This window comes from Mesorhizobium sp. M7A.F.Ca.US.008.03.1.1, from assembly GCF_003997495.1.
In the GTDB taxonomy this organism is placed as follows: Bacteria; Pseudomonadota; Alphaproteobacteria; order Rhizobiales; family Rhizobiaceae; genus Mesorhizobium.
The window spans coordinates 375,020-394,949 of sequence record NZ_RZRU01000002.1; the positions used below are offsets into that span (position 1 = coordinate 375,020).

The 19,930-nt window shown below is 62.8% G+C and carries 21 protein-coding genes; 11 read left to right on the forward strand and 10 right to left on the reverse strand.

Features of this window, described 5'->3' with window-relative positions; translation table 11 throughout:
- Nucleotides 1-18 precede the first annotated feature (18 nt).
- Genes EOA16_RS04810 through EOA16_RS04820 form a run of 3 tightly spaced genes read left to right on the forward strand, consistent with a single transcriptional unit; the run spans nt 19 to nt 3,814 of the window.
- On the forward strand, nt 19-945 hold the full coding sequence (locus tag EOA16_RS04810; RefSeq protein WP_127255954.1) for a sugar ABC transporter permease: 927 nt from the start codon (nt 19-21) through the stop codon (nt 943-945).
- Complete coding sequence (locus EOA16_RS04815; protein WP_127255956.1) at nt 945-1,802, forward strand: carbohydrate ABC transporter permease; 858 nt, start codon at nt 945-947, stop codon at nt 1,800-1,802. Before EOA16_RS04810 ends, EOA16_RS04815 begins: the two co-directional genes overlap by 1 nt.
- A gap of 14 nt (nt 1,803-1,816) precedes the next feature.
- On the forward strand, nt 1,817-3,814 hold the full coding sequence (locus EOA16_RS04820; protein WP_127255958.1) for a glycoside hydrolase family 127 protein: 1,998 nt from the start codon (nt 1,817-1,819) through the stop codon (nt 3,812-3,814).
- On the opposite strand, the gene EOA16_RS04825 is transcribed toward EOA16_RS04820, so the two are convergent.
- Together EOA16_RS04825 and EOA16_RS04830 are read right to left on the reverse strand one after the other, a co-directional pair.
- A complete protein-coding gene (locus EOA16_RS04825) occupies nt 3,801-4,952 on the reverse strand; it encodes an acyltransferase (protein ID WP_127255959.1) in 1,152 nt (383 codons plus the stop codon). The two genes, EOA16_RS04820 and EOA16_RS04825, sit on opposite strands and share 14 nt — an antisense overlap.
- A gap of 181 nt (nt 4,953-5,133) precedes the next feature.
- Nucleotides 5,134-5,862, reverse strand: a complete 729-nt coding sequence (locus EOA16_RS04830; protein WP_127255961.1) for a gamma-glutamylcyclotransferase — start codon at nt 5,860-5,862, stop codon at nt 5,134-5,136.
- Between the two features lie 161 nt (nt 5,863-6,023).
- On the opposite strand from EOA16_RS04830, the gene EOA16_RS04835 reads away from it, so the two are divergent.
- Nucleotides 6,024-6,716, forward strand: coding sequence for a DUF2270 domain-containing protein (locus EOA16_RS04835; RefSeq protein WP_127255963.1), 693 nt, complete (start codon nt 6,024-6,026; stop codon nt 6,714-6,716).
- 88 nt (nt 6,717-6,804) lie between these two features.
- Nucleotides 6,805-9,126 (forward strand): cation:proton antiporter, encoded by a 2,322-nt coding sequence (locus EOA16_RS04840; protein ID WP_245455852.1) that lies wholly within the window; start codon nt 6,805-6,807, stop codon nt 9,124-9,126.
- A gap of 32 nt (nt 9,127-9,158) precedes the next feature.
- Here the strand turns inward: EOA16_RS04840 and EOA16_RS04845 are convergent, their stop codons facing one another.
- The gene (locus EOA16_RS04845; protein ID WP_127255965.1) at nt 9,159-9,302 is read right to left on the reverse strand and encodes a hypothetical protein; all 144 of its coding nucleotides are present in this window, start codon (nt 9,300-9,302) and stop codon (nt 9,159-9,161) included.
- Between the two features lie 400 nt (nt 9,303-9,702).
- Between EOA16_RS04845 and EOA16_RS04850 the strand changes: the two genes are divergently transcribed.
- The 3 genes from EOA16_RS04850 (at nt 9,703) to EOA16_RS04860 (ending at nt 11,966) form a co-directional block, all read left to right on the forward strand.
- Complete coding sequence (locus EOA16_RS04850) at nt 9,703-10,146, forward strand: SRPBCC family protein (protein WP_023809353.1); 444 nt, start codon at nt 9,703-9,705, stop codon at nt 10,144-10,146.
- 156 nt (nt 10,147-10,302) lie between these two features.
- Entirely contained in the window at nt 10,303-11,451 is a 1,149-nt protein-coding gene (locus EOA16_RS04855) for an amidohydrolase (RefSeq protein WP_127255967.1), read from the forward strand.
- A 41-nt stretch (nt 11,452-11,492) separates the two neighbouring features.
- Nucleotides 11,493-11,966 carry a VOC family protein gene (locus EOA16_RS04860; protein WP_164754126.1) on the forward strand — a complete coding sequence of 158 codons (474 nt, stop codon included), beginning with the start codon at nt 11,493-11,495 and terminating at the stop codon, nt 11,964-11,966.
- A gap of 20 nt (nt 11,967-11,986) precedes the next feature.
- On the opposite strand, the gene EOA16_RS04865 is transcribed toward EOA16_RS04860, so the two are convergent.
- The 3 genes from EOA16_RS04865 to EOA16_RS04875 form a co-directional block, all read right to left on the reverse strand.
- The gene (locus EOA16_RS04865; RefSeq protein ID WP_127255971.1) at nt 11,987-12,988 is read right to left on the reverse strand and encodes an NADP-dependent oxidoreductase; all 1,002 of its coding nucleotides are present in this window, start codon (nt 12,986-12,988) and stop codon (nt 11,987-11,989) included.
- Between the two features lie 60 nt (nt 12,989-13,048).
- Nucleotides 13,049-13,915 carry an alpha/beta hydrolase gene (locus EOA16_RS04870; RefSeq protein WP_127255972.1) on the reverse strand — a complete coding sequence of 289 codons (867 nt, stop codon included), beginning with the start codon at nt 13,913-13,915 and terminating at the stop codon, nt 13,049-13,051.
- An 82-nt stretch (nt 13,916-13,997) separates the two neighbouring features.
- Entirely contained in the window at nt 13,998-14,813 is an 816-nt protein-coding gene (locus EOA16_RS04875; protein ID WP_127255974.1) for an oxidoreductase, read from the reverse strand.
- A gap of 102 nt (nt 14,814-14,915) precedes the next feature.
- Here EOA16_RS04875 and EOA16_RS04880 point away from each other — a divergent pair, with 102 nt between their 5' ends.
- A complete protein-coding gene (locus EOA16_RS04880; RefSeq protein WP_127255976.1) occupies nt 14,916-15,479 on the forward strand; it encodes a TetR/AcrR family transcriptional regulator in 564 nt (187 codons plus the stop codon).
- Between the two features lie 89 nt (nt 15,480-15,568).
- Here EOA16_RS04880 and EOA16_RS04885 read toward each other — a convergent pair whose 3' ends face one another.
- Both EOA16_RS04885 and EOA16_RS04890 read right to left on the reverse strand, forming a co-directional pair.
- Nucleotides 15,569-15,766: a hypothetical protein gene (locus EOA16_RS04885; RefSeq protein ID WP_127255977.1), complete on the reverse strand. Its 198-nt coding sequence runs from the start codon at nt 15,764-15,766 to the stop codon at nt 15,569-15,571.
- 120 nt (nt 15,767-15,886) lie between these two features.
- Complete coding sequence (locus EOA16_RS04890) at nt 15,887-16,120, reverse strand: hypothetical protein (protein ID WP_127255979.1); 234 nt, start codon at nt 16,118-16,120, stop codon at nt 15,887-15,889.
- 310 nt (nt 16,121-16,430) lie between these two features.
- On the opposite strand from EOA16_RS04890, the gene EOA16_RS04895 reads away from it, so the two are divergent.
- A complete protein-coding gene (locus EOA16_RS04895; protein WP_245455853.1) occupies nt 16,431-16,970 on the forward strand; it encodes a hypothetical protein in 540 nt (179 codons plus the stop codon).
- A 15-nt stretch (nt 16,971-16,985) separates the two neighbouring features.
- Here the strand turns inward: EOA16_RS04895 and EOA16_RS04900 are convergent, their stop codons facing one another.
- Nucleotides 16,986-17,261, reverse strand: coding sequence for a hypothetical protein (locus EOA16_RS04900; RefSeq protein ID WP_127255981.1), 276 nt, complete (start codon nt 17,259-17,261; stop codon nt 16,986-16,988).
- 145 nt (nt 17,262-17,406) lie between these two features.
- On the opposite strand from EOA16_RS04900, the gene EOA16_RS04905 reads away from it, so the two are divergent.
- Nucleotides 17,407-19,428: an amidase gene (locus tag EOA16_RS04905; RefSeq protein WP_127255983.1), complete on the forward strand. Its 2,022-nt coding sequence runs from the start codon at nt 17,407-17,409 to the stop codon at nt 19,426-19,428.
- Nucleotides 19,429-19,438: 10 nt separating this feature from the next.
- On the opposite strand, the gene EOA16_RS04910 is transcribed toward EOA16_RS04905, so the two are convergent.
- Nucleotides 19,439-19,927 carry a hypothetical protein gene (locus EOA16_RS04910; RefSeq protein WP_245455854.1) on the reverse strand — a complete coding sequence of 163 codons (489 nt, stop codon included), beginning with the start codon at nt 19,925-19,927 and terminating at the stop codon, nt 19,439-19,441.
- Nucleotides 19,928-19,930 lie beyond the last annotated feature (3 nt).

Consider the following 19,930-nt stretch of genomic DNA (forward strand, 5'->3'; position numbering starts at 1 on the left):
CGGAAGAACAGGCACGGCATGAGCTCTATCACAACCGCAGCAACCCCTGCCCCGCCCCGCGCCCGTAAGGTCGCCAGCCGCCAACAATGGATCGGCCTGCTTTATGTCGCGCCGGCCGTCGCGCTGGTCGTCGTCTTTTTCCTGATCCCGCTCGGCATGACGGCGTGGATGTCGCTGCACAACTGGCCGCTGATGGGCGAGCACAGCTTTATCGGCCTCGGCAATTATGTCGCCATCCTGCGCGACATCAGGTTCTGGAACGCGCTGCGCTTCACTGGCTACTACACTGTGATCGTCACCATCGCGATCTTTGTGGTCGCCTTCCCTCTGGCGCTGTTCGTCGAACGGCCGCGGCCGCTGACCAATCTCTACCGGACCATGTTCTTCATGCCGGCGGTTGTCGGGTTCGCCTCGGCCAGCCTGCTCTGGTCATGGCTGTTGAACGTCGATTCCGGCCTGTTCAGCCCGGCCGCCTATGACCTCGGCTTGATCGACAGGAAGTTCAACCTTCTGGCCACCTTCCAGCCGGCCTTCTGGTCGATCATCGTCATGGTCGTCTGGAAGGTCGCCGGCTTCACCATGATCATCCTGATGGCCGGCCTGCAATCGATCCCGCAGGATCTGCAGGAGGCGGCCGTCATCGACGGTGCCGGGCCTTTCGCCAGGTTCAGGGCGATCACCCTGCCGCTGATGCGCCGTACGCTGGCGCTGGCGCTGATCCTGTCCGTCGCCGGCTCGATCCTCGCCTTCGACCAGTTCTACATCATCCTGCGAGGCGGCCCGCGCAACCAGACGCTGACGGCGGTCTACTGGATCTTCAACCAGTCCTTCGTGTCGTTCAAGCTAGGCTATGGCGCGGCGCTCTCCATGGTGCTGCTCGTCGTCCTCGTGGCGCTCAGCCTCGTCCAGCTTTGGCTGTTGCGCAAACCGGAGGGCCTCGACTGATGGCGCAGGCCGCATCCCGTAACCGCAAGCTCCTCGCCCGCATCGGCGAGCATTCGACCGGCATCATCGCCTCGGTGCTGTTTGCCGCGCCGATCGTGTGGGCGGTGCTGTCGGCGTTCAAGCCGGCGGCCGAAGCACGCCAGCCGCCGCTGCCGCCCTGGCCGACATCAGGCTTCTCGCTGGAGAACTATGCCACGCTCAACAGCTTCGGCGACGGGCTGTGGGTCTCGGCGCAAAACAGCATCTATGTCTCGGTGATGACGGTGGTGCTGTCGGTCGCCGTCAGCGTGCTGGCCGGCTACGGCTTTTCGCGGTTCCGGTTTCCGTTCAAGGACCTGTTCTTCATCCTCATCCTGTCGACGATCATGATCCCGTTCCAGTCGATCCTGACGCCGATCTTCCTGGTGCTGACCAAGCTTGGCCTGCACAACACGCTGACCGGCCTGGTCGGCGTCTATGTGACGCTGCAACTGCCGTTCTCGATCTTCATGATGCGCAACGCCTTCGACGCGGTGCCGCGCGAGATCGAGGAGGCCGCTCGCATGGACGGCGCCAGCAATCTCACCATGCTTTTGAAGGTGATGCTGCCGCTGGTCTGGCCGGGCGTCGTCACCATCGCCCTGTTTGCCTTCCTCGGCGCCTGGAACGAATTCCTCGCCGCTCTCGTGCTGATGACCGATCAATCCAAGTTCACGCTTCCGGTGATGATGACCGCACTGCAGTCGGGCCGCTTCGGCGCCATCGACTGGGGCGCGGTGCAGGCGGGCGTCACCGTGATGATGGTGCCTTGCCTCATCCTGTTCCTGGCGCTGCAGCGCTTCTACATCCGCGGCCTGATGGCCGGGGCCGTCAAATAGAATGGAGTAAGTTCATGACCGCATCGCCATCCACAAAATCGGCGCCATCCACAAAATCGGCCAAGTCAAAGCTCGCCTTCCGCCCGCTGCCGGTGCCGCAGGTCGATGTGCACGGCTTCTGGGGCGACCGCGCCGACGCTGTGGCCACGCGCACCGCCGACATCCTCTACGAGCGCTGCGTCGAGGCCCGCATGCTGGAGCAGATCGATCCGGACCGCCCCTCGCCCGGCATAGTCATCCCCTTCCACTCGCCCTCTCCCGACGAAGCCGACCGCCAGGGCGCGGAATTCACCGGATCGACGGTGACCACGCAGATGTTCTGGGATTCCGATCTCGGCAAGACGATCGAGACCGCAGCCTATTCGCTCTACCGGCGCAAGAATCCCGAACTGGAGAAGAAGATCGATGCCGTCATCGACATGTATGGCAGGCTGCAGCAGGAAGACGGCTATCTCTCCAGCTGGTATCAGCGCATCCAGCCCGGCAAGCGCTGGACCAATCTGCGCGACTGCCACGAGCTCTATTGCGCCGGCCACCTGATCGAGGGCGCGGTCGCCTACTACCAGGCGACGGGAAAACGCAAGCTGCTCGATATCATGTGCCGCTATGCCGACCACATCGCGTCGGTGCTTGGCCCCGAGCCCGGCCAGAAGAAGGGCTATTGCGGCCACGAGGAGATCGAGCTGGCGCTGGTCAAGCTGGCACGGGTGACCGGCGAGCGGAAATATATGGAGCTGGCCAGATACTTCATCGATCAGCGCGGTCAGCAGCCGCATTATTTCGACGAGGAGGCTCGCGCCCGCGGCGCCGACCCGAAGGCCTATCATTTCAAGACCTATGAATACAGCCAGTCGCACATCCCGGTGCGAGAACAGGACAAGGTCGTCGGCCATGCGGTGAGGGCGATGTACCTCTATTCCGGCATGGCCGACATCGCGACCGAATATGGCGACGATACGCTGCGAGCAGCACTCGACCTTCTGTGGGACGATCTCACCACCAAGAGCCTCTACATCACCGGCGGACTGGGGCCGTCAGCGCACAATGAGGGGTTCACCAGCGACTATGACCTGCCCAACGAGAGCGCCTATGCCGAAACCTGCGCCGCCGTCGGGCTGGTGTTCTGGGCCAGCCGCATGCTCGGCATGGGGCCGAACGCCCGCTACGCCGATATGATGGAGCGCGCGCTCTACAATGGCTCAATCTCGGGCCTGTCGCTCGACGGTTCACTGTTCTTCTATGAAAACCCGCTGGAAAGCCGCGGCAAGCACAACAGGTGGAAATGGCATCGCTGCCCCTGCTGCCCGCCCAATATCGGGCGCATGGTCGCCTCGATCGGCAGCTATTTCTACAGCCTGGCCGATGATGCGCTGGCCGTTCATCTCTATGGCGACTCGATCGCCCGTTTCGACATATCGGGCGTTCCGGTCAGCTTGACCCAGGCGAGCAGGTATCCCTGGGACGGCGCCGTCGAGATCACGCTCGAACCGCAGGCGCCGGTCGAATTCACCTTGCACCTGCGCATTCCCGCCTGGAGCGCCAGTGCCGGGTTGAAGGTAAACGGCGAGGCCATCACGCTGGCTGAAATCACCAGCGACGGCTACGCCGCGATCAAGCGGACATGGAAAAAGGGCGACAATGTCCGGCTCGATCTCGAAATGCCGATCGAGCGGCTCTATGCCAACCCGCAGGTGCGCCAGGATGCCGGCCGCGTCGCGCTGTCACGCGGCCCGCTGATCTATTGCGTCGAGGCATCAGACAATGACGGCCAGCCGCATCGCCTGACGCTGCCGCGGACGGCCACCATCGAAGCGCAGCACCGTCCGGAACTTCTCGGCGGCGTGGTGACGCTGTCGACCGCGGCGCTTGCCGATGTCTCCGACGGCTGGCAGGACGGGCTCTACAGGCCCGAGCCGCCGGCCACCGCCGAGACGCGCCTGACCGCCATTCCCTATTTCGCCTGGGACAACCGCGAACCCGGCGAAATGCTGGTGTGGCTCAGGGACGGGTGAGCGAGGTCGGTGTATCGGCGATGACCGATCCAATCTCGGTCGCGATCGATGCCGCGGTTCCGGGCTTTTGGTCCACATAGCGCATTCGCAGGCGCAGGAATGGCGCCTCGACGCAGGTGTAGCTGAGGTAACCGATCGGGATCGTCGCCACGAAGCACAATGCGGACCAGAGACATGCGACGTAGAAATTGCTGATGCTCATAATATTCGTATCTATGAACGCCGCCCATTGCATGACGAAGAACAGGTGCAGAAGGTAGATCGAATAGCTGTAGGCCCCCGCCTTCTCCAATATCCTGAACGGCGCGCTTGTTCGCTTTCTCGAAAAGCTCGTGTCGTAGTAGGCGATGCCGAATGAATAGGCTGCCGCCTCCAGGGTTGGCAGGATGATCCATATCCAATGAGGCGACGGATAACGGCCCAGGTGGTAAAATCCCCCGGCTGCATCGAACCACCAGAAGACCCCCGAAAAGGCCGTGAGGACGGCCAGCGCCAACCAGTGCTGGTTCTTCGCGTAGGCACGCAGTTGGAAGGCAAGAATGCCGGCCAGGAACTGATCCGCATGGCCTATGATGGTGACGGACGCCGCTGACTGCACTTCGCCCATCTGCACATAGAGGACGGACCTCAGCACAATGGCTGCCGCGATGAACAGCAAGGGGGCAAACACAAACCGCCTGGATGCCATCAGCAAAAACGGCAGCAACAGGTAGAAGTGCGCTTCGATCGTTATCGACCAGCCTCCATTCGAAAGGGTGGGAAGAAGAACCCCCAAGCCGACGCCCGTGAAATACCCGTCGAGGGACTGGCCGGCCAGGTACCTGCGGCAAGCCTCGATCCATATCACAACCAGCAGTAGCGGAAGCAGCCTGAGTGCCCTGTTGGCAAAGAAGGGCAGATAATTGATCTGTTTTCCATGGAGCAGCTTGGCGAACAGGTAGCCGGAAAGGGCCATGAACAGGGAAACGCCAGTATGGCCTTCATCCAGAACGCTGAAGATGGGAAGAGCCGGCACGAAGTCATAAGGCACGGGGCCTTCAGGAGAAGCATGAAGGAAATGCCAGCTAAAGACTAGAAAGGCCGCCAGGCCACGAATATGATCCAGCGCTGGATAATGCTCTCCGGTCGAGGATTTCATGATGTGCCCACGCGCACCGTGTCCTGCGCCGGTGTTCAGGTCATCGTTGGGCCAGAACTGTTTTCAATTCATTAAATCCTCACTGCGGAGACTTCCGAAATCAGAGATTTGCTTCGCAAGGTGCCGTGGCCTGCAAGCATCCGGGGCCAAACACGACTGAATCGTGCCGCGTCTGAGCGGATCACTTCTGGGCGATGGTCAGCCCGATCTCCTCGGCCACCATTTCCTGCAATCGCCACAGATTGCGGTCGCGGATGCCGCAGGCTTCGAGGTGGCGGATCGTCTCGAAAAGATATTGCGCGCCCGAGCCCCAATGACCGACGGCTGTCACCAGCGTCGCCGCGATCGCCTGCTTGTCGAGCTTGCCGGCATAACGCGGATTGGCGGGATCGACGACGAAGCCGAGCGCGCGACATGGGCCGCCTTCGGTCCTGACCTGCAGCCAGCGCGGCACGTTGACGGCGGGCAGGATGGTCATTTCGCGGCGCAGCAGCGCTTCGAGGTTAGCCGCCACCGGCTCCGCGATCTCGAACACCATGCCCTGGCACTGGCCGCCGCGATCGAGCGCCATCATCAAGCCGGGCTGCTCGACCGTGCCGCGAAAACGCTGCACCGTGAAGCAGAACGAACGATGCCAGCCGCTGGCCACTGCGCGTTCTCCGCCCCTCACCTCGCCGGCGGGCTTCCACAGCAGCGAGCCATAGGCAAATAGTTTCAGCGGCCCGGCCGGAGCGCCGGCCAGCACCTCGTCGCGGATGCGCGCATAGTCGGCATCGGTCATGTGAACCATGCCCGGCGTCGGCCCGGCATCCTCGACCACGCGCATGGTGCGGGCGACCAGCGCCTCGGTCAGCGCCATCGGCGCTTTTCGCGGAGTCCTCAACGATGCGGCGGAAATGGCCTTGCTCATCCTCACGCTCCCAGCCCCACCGCCATGTTGCCGAAGGCCGGAGGATTCTCAAGGGGCCGTGCAGCCGACATAGGTCGACCGGCCGATTCCGCTCCGCGCGACGCGACGCGACAGGGAACAATGTTGCCGGCAAACTGTTCTAGTCTTCGCCGGAGGATATCATGAACGATGCGTCGGCAAAGCCCGCGGGCCCCGTCCTTTCATCGACGGAGCGCGTGAACACGCTGTCGCATTTTCACCGTGCCGAGATCGCGCGCATGGCGGGATGGCGCGATCGGCTCGACAGGACGACCAACTGGGCGATCACCGTAGTGGCGGCGCTGCTTTCTGTGTCGCTGTCGACAGCCAGTGCGCATCACGGCGTGCTGCTGTTCGCCATGCTGCTCATCCTGCTGCTGCTGTGGATCGAGGCGCGCCGCTATCGGTTCTTCGATTTCTATCGGGCTCGCGTGCGTCAGTTCGAGCGCCACTATTTCGCGCAGATCTTCTCTCCGCAACCCGACTTCGCCTCGGATTGGCTGCTCATCGTCGGCGAAGGCCTGCGCGCGCCGAAATTCCTGCTGTCGCAACGTGTCGCGCTGGCGCGCCGCCTGCGGCGAAATTACCTCTATCTCTTCCTGATCCTGCTGCTGGCCTGGGTGCTGAAGATATCAACCCCCAGCCTTCAGGCCTCAGGTGTCAGGACCGGCTTTGTCGGCTCGCTTCGCGAGGCCATCGACAGCGCTGCCCTAGGCCCGATTCCCGGTGTGGCGATCGTGTTCTTTGTGGCGGCTTTCTATGTCGGGCTGCTCGCCTTTGCCTTCTTCGCGGCCGGCGACGACGGCGAACTTTCCTTCGGCGACGTCCATGTTTGACGTCGATGTCTGGCGACAGGCGGCTGCAACGCAAATGGCCGCCCGCGCGTTGTGATGGTCAGTCCGCCGAGGCGTTTTGAGGGAATCCATGACCTGTCGATCGGCAACGACGTCACGCAGCATTGCGCTGGCCATATTCGGCTTGGCGTCGGCAGGCAATGCCTTCGCCGCGCAGCCGGTCGGCCACGCCTCTGGCATGGGCGGCTCGGCGGAGGGGCTGTTCGTCGCCGAGATCGTCTTGCTGCTTCTGGTCGGCCGCGGCCTGGGTGAGATCTTGCAACGCTTCGGCCAGCCGGCGATCATGGGTCAGTTGATCGGTGGCATCCTGCTTGGCCCTTCCCTGTTTGGCTGGCTGTGGCCCGAGGCGCAGCACCTGATCTTCTCGACCGATCCGGCGCAGAAAAGCATGATCGACGCCGTCTCGCAGCTCGGCATTCTGCTGCTTCTGTTGTTGACCGGCATGGAGACAGACCTGCGGCTGGTGCGCCGGGTGGGTGCGGCCTGTTTTTCGATTTCGATCACCGGCGTCGTCGTGCCCTTCGGTTGCGGCTTCGCGCTGGCGCAGTTCCTGCCTGATACGTTGCTGCCCGATCCGACGCAGCGCATCGTCGCCGGGCTGTTCCTCGGTACGGCACTGTCGATCTCGTCGGTCAAGATCGTCGCCATGGTGGTGCGCGAGATGAATTTCATGCGCCGCAATCTCGGTCAGGTCATCATCTCCTCGGCGATCATCGAGGACACGATCGGCTGGCTCGTCATCGCCGTCACCTTCGGTATCGCCACCAATGGCAGCCTGCAGATTTTGCCGCTAATCACCACGGTCGCCGAGGTGGCGCTGTTCATGGTGTTCTCCTTCACCATCGGCCGCCGTCTGGTGTTCACGCTGATCCGCTGGAGCAACGACTCTTTCCGCAGCGAATACGCCGTTATATCAGTCATCCTCATCATCATGGGCGTGATGGCCCTGATCACCAATCTGATCGGCGTCCACACCGTGCTCGGCGCCTTCGTTGCCGGCATCCTGGTCGGCGAATCGCCAATCCTTTCCGCCCACATCGAGGGCCAGTTGCGCGGCGTCATCACGGCACTCTTCATGCCGGTCTTCTTCGGCATGGCCGGCTTGTCGGCCGACCTCACCGTGCTCACCGATCCGACCTTGGCGCTGCTGACGCTGGCCCTGGTGGCGATTGCCAGTGTCGGCAAGTTCGGCGGCGCCTTTATCGGCGGTCGGTTGGCCGGCATGTCGCTGAAGGAGGCGACCGCCGTCGGCAGCGCCATGAACGCGCGCGGCTCGACGGAGGTCATCGTCGCCAGCATCGGCCTGTCGATGAACATCCTCTCCCACAACCTCTTCACCATGATCGTCACCATGGCCGTGATCACCACGCTCGCCATGCCGCCAATGTTGCGCTGGGCGCTCGGCCGCCTGCCCGTCGCCGATGGCGAGAAGCAGCGCGTCGAGCGCGAGCTGCTCGACGAACGCGGCTTCGTCTCGAAGCTGGAGCGGCTGTTGCTGCTGGTCGACGACAGCCCGGCCGGCAAGTTCACCGCCTATCTCGCCGGACTGGTTGGCGGCGGTAGCGGCATGCCGACCACCCTGCTCCATCTCAAGGACGGCAAGCTCGCCAGCCCGACCCGCGACAAGGGCCCGGAGCGGTCCGAGCGGGAAGTGAAGAAGGGTGCGCAGAAAAGCGCCAAGGCCGTCAGCAAGGCCGAGGACACCCTGGTCGAGAAAGTCCATCTGACCACCCGCACCGAATCCGAGGCCACCGCCGCGACGATCGCCGAGGAAGCCCGCAAGGGCTACGGTTTGCTGCTGCTCGGCCTGGAAAATGCGTTCACGGCGAAGGGGTCGTTCACACCGGCGCTGAACGACATCACCGAAGGGTTCGACGGCCCGCTATGCCTGGTGCTGAACGGCGCCAGATCCACCGGCAAGATGCCGGTGCTGAGGACCGGAACCACCATACTGGTTCCCGTCAACGGCACCGAAGTGTCACGCCGCGCCGCCGATCTGGCCCTGGCGCTGGCGCGCCCGCACCGGGCGCGGGTCAAGGTGCTCTATGTGTCGCAGGCGGCACGGCAAGGCGGCAAGACCACCTCCGTCTCGCATCGGCGCGAGGAAGCCATGCTGAAAGACATTGCCGATCTGGCGGTTCGTTATGGCGTGCAGGTTGACACTGCCATCCGCACCCGCGCCACGCCGGACAAGGCGATCGCCAGGGAGGTGGCCAAGGGCGCTGCCATGGTGGTGATGGGTGTCACGCAAAGGCCGGGCGAAGAGCTGTTCTTCGGCGATACCGCGACGGCGGTGCTCGACGTCGTTACCTGCCCCGTCGTGCTGCTGGCCAGCGAGCGTATCCGTTCCGCGGAGGCCAGGGCAGAGGTGGTTGCCGAGATCGACGCCTGATCTGCCTTTTCACAGGAGACGGATTTTCGCGCCTAGATACCGAAGAACTGCTTGCCAATCATGTAGCCCAGTGCCGCCACGACCAGCGGAAACAGCGCTGGCGCGGCCCTGCCTAGAAGGGAGGCCTGCTGGTCTTTCGCCGGCGTATAGCGTGCATTGCCGAGATTCTTGGTCATTGCTTGCCTCAGGTTCGAAAGACTCATTAGCAAATGCTGATTAACAGCATGGCCGCATTAACGGCCTGATAGGAAATCAACTCTGATCTGATGCAAATTCTAATGATCGGCACGTGGGCGGCAAAGACGCGCTGGAGGCGGCGGACGAACCGCACCGGCTCTGAAGCTGGCGTTCACCTGCTAAATCGGGTTCCTGAGCCATCTTGTTGTTCAGGCGCGGTTTTACCGATCGGCGCGAACGGCCGCCCGAGCTTCGTGTTGATAGGTGCGGGGTCGAACGGCATGCCCGCGGCGCAGGCAGGCCGCATCCCGTCGAAAAAATTCGCAAACCAATGTCGGACTGGTTACGCCTTGTTCGTCCTTGGGGTATCGAACAGGCATTTATGAAAGGATCCAGCATATGCCCGGCACCGTACGTTTGCACCGCGTTCTGACGACCAGCCCGGAAAAGGTCTATCGCGCCTTCGTTGAAGCGGACGCGCTGGCCAAGTGGCTTCCGCCAAACGGCTTCACCTGCACGGTCCATAATTTCGAGGCAAAGGTCGGAGGCACGTTCAAGATGTCGTTCCGCAATTTCACCACCGGTGACAGCCACTCCTTCGGCGGCGAGTATCTCGAACTCGTTCCGGGCGAGCGCCTGCTCTACACCGACAGGTTCGATGATCCCAACCTGCCCGGCGAGATACGGGTGACCGTGGTCTTGAAAAAAGTGTCGGTCGGCACAGAAATCGACATCACCCAGGCCGGCATTCCAGACGTCATTCCGGTCGAGGCCTGCTATCTCGGCTGGCAGGAGTCACTCAGAAATCTGGCAAAGCTCGTCGAGCCCGAGATCAATCAATAGGCGGCAAGGGCTGGGAGAACGGTCGTTTCTGGCCTGCCGAAGCCTGAAACTTGGACTGTGGCGGGAACTGCCCTTTATCGCTAGCAATTCATCATTGCGTTTGACACCCCCTGTGACGGACGTGTCGATGAAGAATGCAGCGGAGGCTGAAAAAGCATGACTCTGACCAATCGAGACATCGTCGAGTTGACGGCGTGGAGGCGCCAGCTGCACCAGAATCCGGAAATCTCGAATGAAGAGGAGAAGACGGCAAAGGAGGTCGTCGCCTTCCTCGCCGACACGGGACCGGACAAGGTGCTGACACAGCTCGGCGGGCACGGCGTAGCGGCCATATATGACAGCGGCAAAGCGGGGCCGACGGTGCTGTTCCGCTCGGAACTCGATGCCTTGCCTATCGAAGAGCTCTCAGGCGTGCCGCATTCGTCCCACGTGCCGGGCAAGTCGCATATGTGTGGCCATGACGGACACACCGCGATCCTGGCATCCCTCGGCCGGCAGTTGGGGCGCGAGCGGCCTGCAAGCGGCCGCATCGTGCTGATGTTCCAGCCGGCGGAGGAAACCGGCAATGGTGCGGCTGGCGTCGTCGCCGATCCCCGCTTCGGCGAGATCGCGCCGGATTTCGCTTTCTCGCTGCACAACCTGCCTGGCGTGCCGTTCGGCGAGGTGCGGCTCAAGCCCGGCGTGGTCAACTGTGCTTCACGCGGCATGCGCATCATGCTGGAGGGCAAGACCGCCCATTCGTCCATGCCGGAGACCGGCATCTCGCCAATGCTGGCGATCAGTGAGCTGATGCCGGCGCTGCCGGCGCTCGGGCGCGGAACCTTCGCCGATGACGACTTCTCAATGGTCACCGTCACCCACGCCGCGATGGGCGAAGCCGTGTTCGGCATCGCGCCGGCTCACGCCGAGGTGTGGGCAACGCTGCGCACCCGGCGTGATGAGCGCATGGCAAACCTGTGCGTTGCTGCCGAAGCACTGGTCGCCAGGATCGCGGGCGAGCATCGCCTTTCCGCCCGCTGGGACTATCACGAGATCTTCGTCGCCAGCGTCAACGCGCCGGACGCGGTGGAGCATCTGCGGCGCGCGCTCGATGAAGAGGGCATATCGCACGGCGAAGAGGCCCTGCCGATGCGCGCCTCGGAAGATTTCGGCCTGTTCGGCCACAGTGCTTCGTCGGCGATGTTCTTCCTCGGTGCAGGCGAGCGGCACCCTGCCTTGCACAATCCCGACTATGACTTTCCCGACGACCTGATCCCGATCGGGTCGAGGATCTTCATGCGCACGGCACGCAATCTTCTGGGCTGACAGATCAACTCCGACCCCGAAAGGAACACGCAATGCCAAAGATGCCAAAGAACACGATTTGCCTCTGGTTCGACAAGGACGCCGAGGCTGCGGCGCGCTTCTACGCAGAGACCTTTCCCGACACCAGCGTGGGCGCCGTTCACCGTGCGCCGAGCGACTTTCCGTCCGGCAAGAAAGGCGACGTGTTGACGGTCGAATTTACCGTTGCCGGCATTCCCTGCATCGGATTGAACGGCGGCTCCACATTCAAGCAGAGCGAGGCCTTCTCGTTCCAGATCGCCACCGACGATCAGCAGGAAACCGACCGCTACTGGAACGCCATCGTCGGCAATGGCGGCCAGGAGAGCGTGTGCGGCTGGTGCAAGGACAAATGGGGCGTGTCCTGGCAAATCACGCCGCGCACGCTGACCGAGGCCATGGCGGCCGGCGGCGAGGAAGCCAAACGCGCCTTTGATGCGATGATGGAGATGACGAAGATCGACGTCGCGGCGATCGACGCAGCCCGGCGCGGCTGACCTCTATCGCAGCTGAGTTGCTATCTGACCTTGACGACGACCTTGCCCTTGGCGCGTCCTGTTTCGACATAGGCCAGCGCCTCATTGGTCGCCTCGAAGGGAAATATCCGGTCGACGACCGGGCGGATCGCGCCGGATTCGATGAGCGATGCGATCTTGCTCAGCTGCTCGCCCTGCGCCCACATGAAAAGGAACGAGAACGTCACGCCACGCCGCTTGGCTTTCACTCGAATACCGCGACTCAGCAGGCGCAGCACCAGCCTCAGCACCACGTTCAGTCCCTTTTCCCTGGCGAATTCCGGATCCGGTGGGCCGGAGATGGAGATGAGCTTGCCACCCGGTTTCAGCACATTCAGTGATTTTTCAAGTGTCTTGGCGTCCTGGCTGTTCAAGACGACGTCGTAGCCCGAAAGGATTTTCTCGAAATCGTCTTTCCTGTAGTCGACGGCGACATCGGCGCCGAGTCCCTTGACCAGACCGGCACTCGCCGCGCTCGCCGTGGTCGCGACGGTCGCGCCGAGATGCTTCGCCAGTTGGATGGCGAATGTCCCCACGCCGCCGGAGCCGGCTTGAATGAAGATCTTCTGTCCCTTCTTCAGGTTGGCCCTTTCGATGAGCGCCTGCCAGGCGGTCAGGCCGACCAGCGGGATCGAGGCCGCCTCCTCCATGCTGAGGTTCCCGGGCTTCAGGGCCACGTCGGCTTCATCCATGGCTATGAACTCGGCGAACGTACCGATCCGGCCATCGCGCGGCCGCGCATAGACGTCGTCGCCAAGTTTGAATGTGCGGACTTTCGATCCCACGCGGACAACCCTCCCGGCCACGTCGTGACCCAGAATGAAGGGCCGGCGATAGGGCAGGATAAGCTTGAACTCTCCGGTTTTGACCTTGGAATCGAGCAGGTTCACCGCCGCGGCGTGGACCTCGACGAGGACATCGCTGTCCCCGAGTGTCGGCTCCGGCATTTCGGCCAGCCGCAGAGTGCCGTTCTTGCTGTATTTGTCGACGACGAATGCCTTCATGGCAGTGACTTTCTGAGAGATTGTTGATGTTCCGGGACGAAACCGCCCCGATGAAAGGTGTCAGGCCTCGAGAAAGGCCGACGCTTTCGGAACGAAATCCGCGTGGTGCTGGAACACCCCGCCATGGCCGGCATCCGGATAGATCACCAATTGCGCCCCCGGAATGCGGCGGGCGAGATCGTGGGTGTTGCCACTGGGCACCATCCTGTCGTGATCGCCGTTTGCGATCAGCGCGGGGATGCGGATGACACTCAAATCTTGCGGCGCCTGCAGTCCATAAGCCTTCACCGCCCGGAGTTGCGCGCCGAACGCGCTCAGCGACACCGGCTTATCGCGATCGGCCTGGCGCTCCGTCAGCCGCTGCAGGAACGCCTTTGCGGCGCGGCGCCCATTCGCCGTCCTTGTGAAGAAGAGATAGTATTTCGGATCCCGAAGAGTAAGCGCCCCCTTGATCATGTCGACGATCGTCAACGGCGTCACCTTGTCGATGCCTTCGCCACCGGCCGGCCCGGTGCCGGCCAGGATTAGCTTGCGCCCAAGCGTGGGCTCGGTCAGTACGATCTCCTGCGCCACGAAGCCGCCAAGTGAGAAACCGAAGAGATCGACTTGATCGAACCCAAGCGCCCGGACAAAGGCGACAGCATCCCGTGCCATCTCGGCAATGCTTGACGGCGTTTTGCCGCCCGAAGCACCGATGCCCCTGTTGTCGAAGGCAATCACTCGACGGTTCGCGGCGAGGCCATCGACGATGCGTGGATCAAAATTGTCCAGTTGAGCGCCGAGATGGTTGAGCAGGATCACCGGTACGCCGGTCTTGGGGCCGAGCTCCCGGTAGACGAACGCCGTGCCGCCGACATCCACCGAGCGCGTTGGCGTATCCTGGAACGATACCCGTGAGCGGGGCAACTGATTGAATCTATGCGTCATGCTTGGCACCTCCATCTGGTGGGGCTCGGGCAATTGTGTCGTTGCTAGTCGCATGTGGGTGAAACCTTCTGCTCGCAGTTCTTCAAACCGGCAGGCGGAACTGCTTGCGAAGGCTCTTGTCGAATACTCCTGCGGGGGCAAAGCGGCGCAACAGGCTGACCTGCCGCGCTGCTTTGCCGGCAGTGTAGCGCCGTCGCGGATTGGCATCGGTCGCCGCCTTGACGACCACCTGCGCCACCACTTCCGGCCGGTCGGCTACAGGCATCACATCGCGAAGCAGCGCTTCGAGCCCGGCTCGAGCCCGATCGTATTCTTTCAACAGAGAATCCGGCTGAATCCCGTTCTGGTCGAAGACAGTACGAACGAATGCCGGCTCGATGACGGAGACGCGGATATTGAAGGCACGAACTTCGTGGTCGAGCGATTCCGAATAGCCCTCGAGCGCGTGCTTGACCGCCGAATAGTGCGCTGAATACGGCGCCGGCACCAGGCCGAGCACCGAGCCGATATTGACGATGCGCCCTTCGCCACGCCGCCGCATCGACGGCAACATCGCATTGGTCATGCGGATGACGCCGAACAGATTGACGTCGAACAAGGCCTGCACCTGTACAATCGAGAATTCCTCGGCGCCTCCAAGCTGGCCGACGCCGGCATTGTTGACCAAGAGGTCGATTCGGCCGGTCTGCGACAGCACCGTCGAAACGAGTGCGGCAACGGCCTCACTGTCGGTCACGTCGCAAGCCAGCATGGTCACCCCGCCCGGGCCATTGTCGGCCTTGCGGCGGCTCGTTCCGAAGACAGTGAACCCCGCACGCGCCAAGGACTCGGCGCTGGCGCGGCCGATGCCTGAAGAGGCTCCTGTCACAACAGCGGTTTTTCCGGAATTTGTATTCATTTCGCGCTCCAAAATCGTCAGGCTAGCTTTTTCGAGCCATTTGCATTACAGTCATACTATCAGATTATGAACATAATGCAATAGCAGAAAGGAATAGCAGCCATGCGCTACGAAAAGGGTCGGAAGGACGCCTCGCGCGGACGGATCATGGAGGTCGCAGCGGAACGCTTTCGCGGCGACGGCATAGCCGCGTCCGGACTGGCGACCATCATGAGCGACGCCGGGCTGACGAACGGCGCCTTCTATCCGCACTTTCAATCCAAGGCGCAGCTTGTCCGCGAAAGCGTGGCGGCGGCGATGGAGCTTCAGGCGCAGCAACTGGCGGAAGCATTGGCTTCGGGCGTGGAGATGGCCATCGACACGTATCTGTCGGCCGAGCACCGGGACAATCCCGGAAAGGGCTGCGCGTCAGCTGCGCTACTGCCGGAACTCGCCCGTCAGCCGTCTGAAACGCGTGAAGCCTATACAGACCACCTGCTGGCTTTGGTGCGCCAGTTGGCGCAAGCGCTACCGCGGGCCAGGGATCCGGAGGGCGTGGCGCTGGCTGTCTTTGCAACGCTCCTCGGCACGCTGCAAATGGCCCGCGCCGTGGGCGGAACGGAATTGTCCGATCGCATCCTCTCGGCGGGGAAAGACGCGGCGAAGACGCTGATCGAGCAGCGTTAGCGCAATTCCAGGAAAAGTGTGAAACCGCAATTGCGTCAGGACAGAGGGATAAGGCGGCGCACCACCCTCGGGGCGGTCCGCGCCCGCCCCTAAACGTCGAGAGTGACCCTCATGCCGCGGACTTCGGCCATTTCCAGCAGCAGGTCCTGCAGTCTTTCATCCAGCGCGGCACCGGTCAGCGCCAGAAGCTCGGTGATGCTCTCTCTCATCGATATGACGGTGGCGCCTGTCTTCTCGGCGAGCAGCCGTCCGATGGCAGCTCGGATCAGCTCGTCCTGATCAGACATCGCTTCACCTCCCGACGCACTGCAACCTCCCCTTGCTTTCCATGCCTCACCGCCGCTTTCGACAACAGGGCGTGATTTTCCATACGGTATGATTTTCGATGCGACATCGGGCAGCTTTGCTCATGCCAGCAGATCGTCTCGATGAGCCCGCCAGTCGTTCAACACCGACAAGGAGGGCAGCAGCGAAAAATCGCCGGGCTGGACCGTTTCAACCGCTGCAAGCAGCGCCAGCGCCACTTCGTGTCGATAAAGCCCAATGCAAACGCCCCCTTCGACCGTTGCCGGCAATTCCGTGATTGTGTCGAAAATCGAAAACGTACCCGTTGGCTCTTCCACGATTTCGAAACGCCCCACCCGAAACCTCCCTCTGCACAAAAGTAGCGACCAACGCGGACATCCCCCAAGTGGTTCCCTGAGGCCGGCACTTTTTTCGCGCCTTGGTTGTAGCGCATGCCGGCAGGACAGTCATGCCCGCAGGGCGCGCACAGTCAAAACCGCTACGCACATTTTAAATCTTGACGCGTGTCAATTTTTTATAAAACATGCGCAAACGCCGGCATGGCATCAGCCGGCGCTCTGGGAGGAGCAATGCCTGACATCGAAAAACGCCCGAACCGGGGCTGCAGTCCGCACACCACAGGCGGGCAGCAGCCCTGTTGGCGGATTGTCGCGCCAGGCATCGGACTGGCCTTGCGCCGTTGGCGCCGATGCGCCGGCCGATCTGGTGCGCGCCTATCGCGGGCTGACGGCGCTTTCCTCGCACCACATTTCGGCGATGCGCGGGCTGATCGGCGAGCCGGCACGCGTGCTGGCCGCGCACCGCACCAATGGCGGCGCCAACACCAGCATTACTTTCGATTATGGCCATTTCGCTTGCCTGTATGACGCGGTGGTCGACGATCTCGGCCTGTTCGACGCCATGATCGAGGTGCGCTCCAACACCAGGCGCGTGCGCATCATCTACGACACGCCCTACATCCGCAGCCTGCCGACGCGGCTGGAGGTCACCGATGCTGGCCCGCTCGGCCCGGTGACGAAAACCTTCGGGCCTCTCTACGGCGATGCTTTCTCGAATGAACTCGAGATTTTCCACCGCCACATCACCGAAGGCACAAAGCCGTTGACCGACCTCGCCGATTCACGCCGCGACCTGGCGCTGATGGCCGAAATCATCGAGCGGATGAAGGAGAGTGGCGGGCTCTGAGGCGCTGCCTGCCGCCTACTTCCCACAGTGATGATCGTTGATCTTGTTCACCGCATTCGCGTCGGGTCCGACTCGATGATAGGAGCACGCGCCGGCCGCCGTCGTCACCAACTGCTGATCGTAGTAGCGCGGGCCGCCGAATAGGATGTCGATGAGATCGCCTTCGGCGGGAACGTAGCGTTCGGAGTGGACCCGGCGGTCGTGATGCCGGTCGCCAGCCAAGGCCAGATCGCAAACGCTTGCGCCCATGGCGACAGCGAGAGCTAGGATCGCAACGTATTTCGTGGTCATCGCCAATACCCTCCTGGCCATTCCGCAATCACACCATACATCCAAAACCGCCAGCCGGGCAAAAGTTCCGGAGATGGCCGCGATAGGCTCTTGCCGAAGCCGGCTGCCTCGCTCATCCATGCTGCGTGGAAATGAGGGATCCGTGATGACCGACGCCAGCCTTCACCTCGTCGAAGCGACGATCGACCAACTGCGCCGCGCGCTCGATGACGGCACCGTCACCAGCGTCGAACTGGTCGGGGCGTATCTCAGGCGCATCGCGCATTTCGACCGGCACGGTATCAGCCTCAATGCCGTCCCAGTGCTCAACCCTGACATGTTTGAGGAGGCGGCGGCCTCCGACCAGCGCCGCCGCAACGGCACCGTGCTCGGGCCGCTCGACGGCATCCCCTACACCGCCAAGGACAGCTACAAGGTATCAGGCCTGACGGTGGCCGCCGGCTCGCCGGCCTTCGAGCATCTCATTGCCAATGAGGACGCCTTCACCATCGCCCGGCTGCGCGCCGGCGGCGCCGTGCTGATCGGCCTGACCAACATGCCGCCGATGGCCAATGGCGGCATGCAGCGCGGCGTCTATGGCCGCGCCGAAAGTCCGTACAATGGCGACTATCTCACCGCCGCCTTCGCATCGGGCTCGTCGAATGGGTCGGGCACGGCGACAGCAGCCAGCTTCTGCGCCTTCGGGCTTGGCGAGGAAACATGGTCGTCCGGGCGCGCGCCGGCCACCAACAACGCGCTGGTCGCCTACACGCCGTCGCGCGGCGTCATTTCGGTGCGCGGCAACTGGCCGCTGGTGCCGACCATGGATGTCGTGGTGCCGCATACGCGCAGCGTCCCCGACATGCTCGAACTGCTCGACATCATCGTCGCCGACGATCCCGAGACGCGAGGCGATTTCTGGCGCGCGCAGCCTTGGGTCAGGCTGCCGAAAAGCTCCGACGTGCGGCCGCCGCGCTATACCGATCTCACGCTGGCCGGGTCGCTGAAAGGCAAGCGGCTGGGCGTGCCCAGAATGTATATCGGCCGCGACAGCGAGGCGGATGCGCCGATCGAAACCCGCGCCTCGGTGCTTGCCCTTTGGGAACAGGCGGCGGCCGATCTCAGGCGGCTTGGCGCCGAGGTAGTCGAGGTCGATTTTCCCCTCGTCTCCAACTACGAGCGCGACCGCCCCGGCGCGCGCACCATGCTCGAGCGCGGGCTGGTGCCCCAGGACTTCGCCGAGCGCGAACTCTGGGATCTCTGCATCTGGGGCTGGGACGACTTTTTGCGCGCCAATGCCGACCCGGCGTTGCCCGATCTCGTCTCGGTCGACGGCCCAAAGATCTTCCCGCAACCGCCGGGCACGCTGCCCGACCGCTATGAGGGCGGCTTCGACCTGAGGAAATATGTCGAGCGGGCGCGGTCCGGCGTCACGCCCGTCACGGAAATCCCGACGATTGAAGAAGGCCTGAAGGGCCTCGAAGCGACAAGGCGGATCGATTTCGAGGACTGGCTGGACGCGCAAGGCATCGACGCCGTGGTGCTGCCCGCCGCCGCCGATGTCGGACCGGCCGATGCAGACATCGACGAGGCGTCCGCCGCCCTTGCCTGGCGCAATGGCACCTGGGTCGCCAACGGCAATCTGGTCTGGCGCCATTTCGGCATCCCCACCGTCACCGTGCCGATGGGAACCATGGCCGATATCGGCATGCCGGTCGGCCTGACTTTCGCCGGCAAGGCCTATGATGATGTCAGGTTGTTGCGCATGGCCGGTGATTTCGAACGTGCCACGCAGCGCCGCGCCAGCCCGCCGCGCACGCCAGAACTTGCCGACGATATATTTTCAGGCCGCCCCGCCCGAGCCGACGACAGCAAGGCGCCAGCGTTCGCCATCACGCTTGCCGCCGAGACGCGGCCTTCCGGCGATCAGGACGAGATCTTCATCACGCTCAACCTGCCAAATGAGGTGTCTGGGACGGCCAGCCTCAAGGTACATGTCAACGGAGAGTCTGTCGCGCTGCAGCGAAGCGGTGCGTGCTTCAGCGGCCGCGCACTCGTCCCGGCCGCAGAGCATCAGCGGCTGCACAGCGCCTGGCGTGGCTCCTACGGTTCGATCGTCATAGCGGTGGTGCGGCTGGAGGATGGGCGCACCACTGGCGCCTTTGCGGTCACCGGCGGGATAAAATGAGTGCTGGGCACTAGGAGGGCAGAGAGGCCAGCCATTCTTCCCAAAATTCCTGCTGCATGTGGACGAAAACCGGAACCACGTCGACGCCGTCGTCAAATATATCGACCAGATCCGTCTCTTGGGGAAATTGTCCCATCTTCACCTTGCAGGCCATCAATCCGCGACTCTTCTCCATCACTATATTTTCGGGATAAACATTGGCACTCGCCCCGTAGCAGAAGGGCAGCAAACCATCGGCTTCGAGGCCCTGACGAATCTGGAACAGAGCTTCGAAAAAGTCTTCCTCTTCGGCCCTGATCACCTTGTCCCGGTAGCCGCATGTCAGGCTGCAGACGGCGCCCTCTACATGCAGTGTAAACACGGCTTCCTCGTCTCCGCCCGTGCCCCCTCCGACCAAAAATACTGTCCGCTGATGATCCATTCCGCCCCCCCCTTTGCTGTTCACCGGATGGTAGTTCAACAGCGGCCGGCTTTCTAGCCATTGCAGGGACTCAGACACCGC

Excerpts from the sequence above, each read along its gene's own strand:
- EOA16_RS04810 (WP_127255954.1), top strand. The coding sequence starts at position 19 with ATGAGCTCTATCACAACCGCAGCAACCCCTGCCCCGCCCCGCGCCCGT.
- EOA16_RS04815 (WP_127255956.1), top strand. The coding sequence starts at position 945 with ATGGCGCAGGCCGCATCCCGTAACCGCAAGCTCCTCGCCCGCATCGGC.
- EOA16_RS04820 (WP_127255958.1), top strand. The coding sequence starts at position 1,817 with ATGACCGCATCGCCATCCACAAAATCGGCGCCATCCACAAAATCGGCC.
- EOA16_RS04825 (WP_127255959.1), bottom strand. The coding sequence starts at position 4,952 with ATGAAATCCTCGACCGGAGAGCATTATCCAGCGCTGGATCATATTCGT.
- EOA16_RS04830 (WP_127255961.1), bottom strand. The coding sequence starts at position 5,862 with ATGAGCAAGGCCATTTCCGCCGCATCGTTGAGGACTCCGCGAAAAGCG.
- EOA16_RS04835 (WP_127255963.1), top strand. The coding sequence starts at position 6,024 with ATGAACGATGCGTCGGCAAAGCCCGCGGGCCCCGTCCTTTCATCGACG.
- EOA16_RS04840 (WP_245455852.1), top strand. The coding sequence starts at position 6,805 with ATGACCTGTCGATCGGCAACGACGTCACGCAGCATTGCGCTGGCCATA.
- EOA16_RS04845 (WP_127255965.1), bottom strand. The coding sequence starts at position 9,302 with ATGACCAAGAATCTCGGCAATGCACGCTATACGCCGGCGAAAGACCAG.
- EOA16_RS04850 (WP_023809353.1), top strand. The coding sequence starts at position 9,703 with ATGCCCGGCACCGTACGTTTGCACCGCGTTCTGACGACCAGCCCGGAA.
- EOA16_RS04855 (WP_127255967.1), top strand. The coding sequence starts at position 10,303 with ATGACTCTGACCAATCGAGACATCGTCGAGTTGACGGCGTGGAGGCGC.
- EOA16_RS04860 (WP_164754126.1), top strand. The coding sequence starts at position 11,493 with ATGCCAAAGAACACGATTTGCCTCTGGTTCGACAAGGACGCCGAGGCT.
- EOA16_RS04865 (WP_127255971.1), bottom strand. The coding sequence starts at position 12,988 with ATGAAGGCATTCGTCGTCGACAAATACAGCAAGAACGGCACTCTGCGG.
- EOA16_RS04870 (WP_127255972.1), bottom strand. The coding sequence starts at position 13,915 with ATGACGCATAGATTCAATCAGTTGCCCCGCTCACGGGTATCGTTCCAG.
- EOA16_RS04875 (WP_127255974.1), bottom strand. The coding sequence starts at position 14,813 with ATGAATACAAATTCCGGAAAAACCGCTGTTGTGACAGGAGCCTCTTCA.
- EOA16_RS04880 (WP_127255976.1), top strand. The coding sequence starts at position 14,916 with ATGCGCTACGAAAAGGGTCGGAAGGACGCCTCGCGCGGACGGATCATG.
- EOA16_RS04885 (WP_127255977.1), bottom strand. The coding sequence starts at position 15,766 with ATGTCTGATCAGGACGAGCTGATCCGAGCTGCCATCGGACGGCTGCTC.
- EOA16_RS04900 (WP_127255981.1), bottom strand. The coding sequence starts at position 17,261 with ATGACCACGAAATACGTTGCGATCCTAGCTCTCGCTGTCGCCATGGGC.
- EOA16_RS04905 (WP_127255983.1), top strand. The coding sequence starts at position 17,407 with ATGACCGACGCCAGCCTTCACCTCGTCGAAGCGACGATCGACCAACTG.